Below are 2,344 nucleotides of genomic sequence, written 5' to 3'. Positions count from 1 at the left end.
GTCTCGACTGGACGCGTCCGCCGCGCCACATGAACAGCACCTCTTATTTTTACAACCACTCCAGCCAGTGGCGTTACGAATCCCTCAGTGCACAGGAGATGCTGTCGCCGCTGGCGGATAAGTCACGCTACACCGGCAGCCTGATTGATTTCAACGTTCGCGCAGAGCGCATGGGCTGGCTGCCATCCGCGCCGCAGCTGGGTACAAACCCGCTGACCATTGCTGCAGACGCAGCGAAAGCGGGGCTGAGCCCGGTGGATTACACCGTTAAATCGCTGAAAGAAGGCTCAATGCACTTTGCGGCGGAGCATCCGGAAAACGGTAAAAACCATCCGCGTAACCTGTTTATCTGGCGCTCTAACCTGCTGGGCTCCTCCGGTAAAGGTCACGAGTACATGCTTAAGTACCTGCTCGGCACCGAGCACGGTATTCAGGGGATGGATCTCGGCCAGCAGGGCGGCGTGAAGCCGGAAGAAGTTGAGTGGCGCGATAACGGCCTCGACGGCAAGCTGGATCTAGTGGTCACCCTCGACTTCCGCCTGTCCAGCACCTGCCTCTATTCGGACATCGTACTGCCAACCGCGACCTGGTACGAAAAAGACGACATGAACACGTCGGACATGCACCCGTTCATTCATCCGCTGTCTGCCGCCGTGGATCCTGCCTGGGAATCGAAGAGCGACTGGGAGATCTATAAAGGGATCGCCAAAAAGTTCTCCGAGGTGTGCGTCGGCCACCTGGGTCAGGAAACCGATGTGGTGACGCTGCCGATTCAGCACGACTCCCCGGCTGAAATGGCGCAGCCGCTTGATGTTAAAGACTGGAAAAAAGGTGAGTGCGATCTGATCCCGGGTAAAACTGCGCCGCACATCATGGTGGTTGAACGCGATTACCCGGCTACCTACGAGCGCTTTACCTCTATCGGTCCGCTGCTGGAAAAACTGGGCAACGGCGGCAAAGGCATCTCCTGGAATACCCAGAGTGAAGTCGACTTGCTGCGCAAGCTGAACTACGTCAAAGCGGACGGCCCGGCGAAAGGGCAGCCGATGCTCAACACCGCTATTGATGCGGCTGAAATGATCCTCACCCTGGCGCCGGAAACCAACGGCCAGGTCGCTGTTAAGGCCTGGGAAGCGCAGGGTAAAGCAACCGGCCTCGATCACCGCCACCTGGCGCTGAATAAAGAAGACGAGAAAATTCGCTTCCGCGATATTCAGGCGCAGCCGCGCAAAATCATCTCCAGCCCGACCTGGTCTGGGCTTGAAGATGAGCACGTTTCTTACAACGCAGGTTACACCAACGTTCACGAGCTGATCCCGTGGCGCACGCTCTCCGGTCGCCAACAGCTGTATCAGGATCATCAGTGGATGCGCGACTTCGGCGAAAGCCTGCTGGTGTACCGCCCGCCTATCGACACCCGCACGGTGAAAGCGGTGATGGGCAAAAAATCCAACGGCAATCCTGAGAAGGCGCTGAACTTCCTGACGCCGCACCAGAAGTGGGGGATCCACTCTACTTACAGCGATAACCTGCTGATGCTGACCCTGTCACGCGGCGGCCCGATTGTCTGGATGAGTGAGATCGATGCAAAAGAGCTGGGTATTGAAGACAACGACTGGATCGAAGTGTTCAACAGCAACGGCGCGCTGACCGCGCGTGCGGTGGTTAGCCAGCGCGTGCCTGAAGGCATGACAATGATGTATCACGCCCAGGAGCGCATCGTGAACCTGCCGGGTTCGGAAATTACCGGCCAGCGTGGCGGTATCCATAACTCGGTAACCCGTATCAGCCCGAAACCGACCCACATGATTGGCGGCTATGCCCAGCTGGCGTACGGCTTTAACTACTACGGCACCGTAGGCTCCAACCGCGATGAGTTTGTTGTAGTGCGTAAGATGAAAAACATTAACTGGTTAGACGGTGAAGGTAATGACCAGGTACAGGAGAGCGTAAAATGAAAATTCGTTCACAAGTCGGCATGGTGCTGAATCTCGATAAGTGCATCGGCTGTCATACCTGCTCGGTCACCTGTAAGAACGTCTGGACCAGCCGTGAAGGGGTCGAGTACGCGTGGTTTAACAACGTTGAAACCAAGCCCGGCCAGGGTTTCCCGCTCGACTGGGAAAACCAGGAAAAATGGAAGGGTGGCTGGATCCGCAAAATCAACGGCAAGCTGCAGCCGCGCATGGGTAACAAGGCGCTGCTGCTCGGTAAAATCTTTGCTAACCCGCATCTGCCGGGCATCGAAGATTACTACGAGCCGTTTGATTACGATTATCAAAATCTGCACAACGCGCCGGAGAGCAAGCATCAGCCCATCGCCCGCCCGCGCTCGCTGATAACA

General features: G+C 56.8%; 1 protein-coding gene and 1 pseudogene. Both read left to right on the top strand.

Annotated elements, in window-relative coordinates; translation table 11 throughout:
* On the top strand, positions 1-1,958 hold a 1,958-nt coding region (locus QZ766_RS17210; protein ID WP_297204117.1), incomplete at its 5' end, for a nitrate reductase subunit alpha.
* A pseudogene (gene narH, locus QZ766_RS17205) lies at positions 1,955-2,344 on the top strand (nitrate reductase subunit beta); the annotation flags it as partial. The gene QZ766_RS17210 and the pseudogene narH, both read left to right, overlap by 4 nt.

The organism is uncultured Pluralibacter sp. (genome assembly GCF_913775985.1).
GTDB lineage: Bacteria > Pseudomonadota > Gammaproteobacteria > Enterobacterales > Enterobacteriaceae > Pluralibacter.
This window is presented reverse-complemented; position numbering and strand designations above follow the sequence as displayed.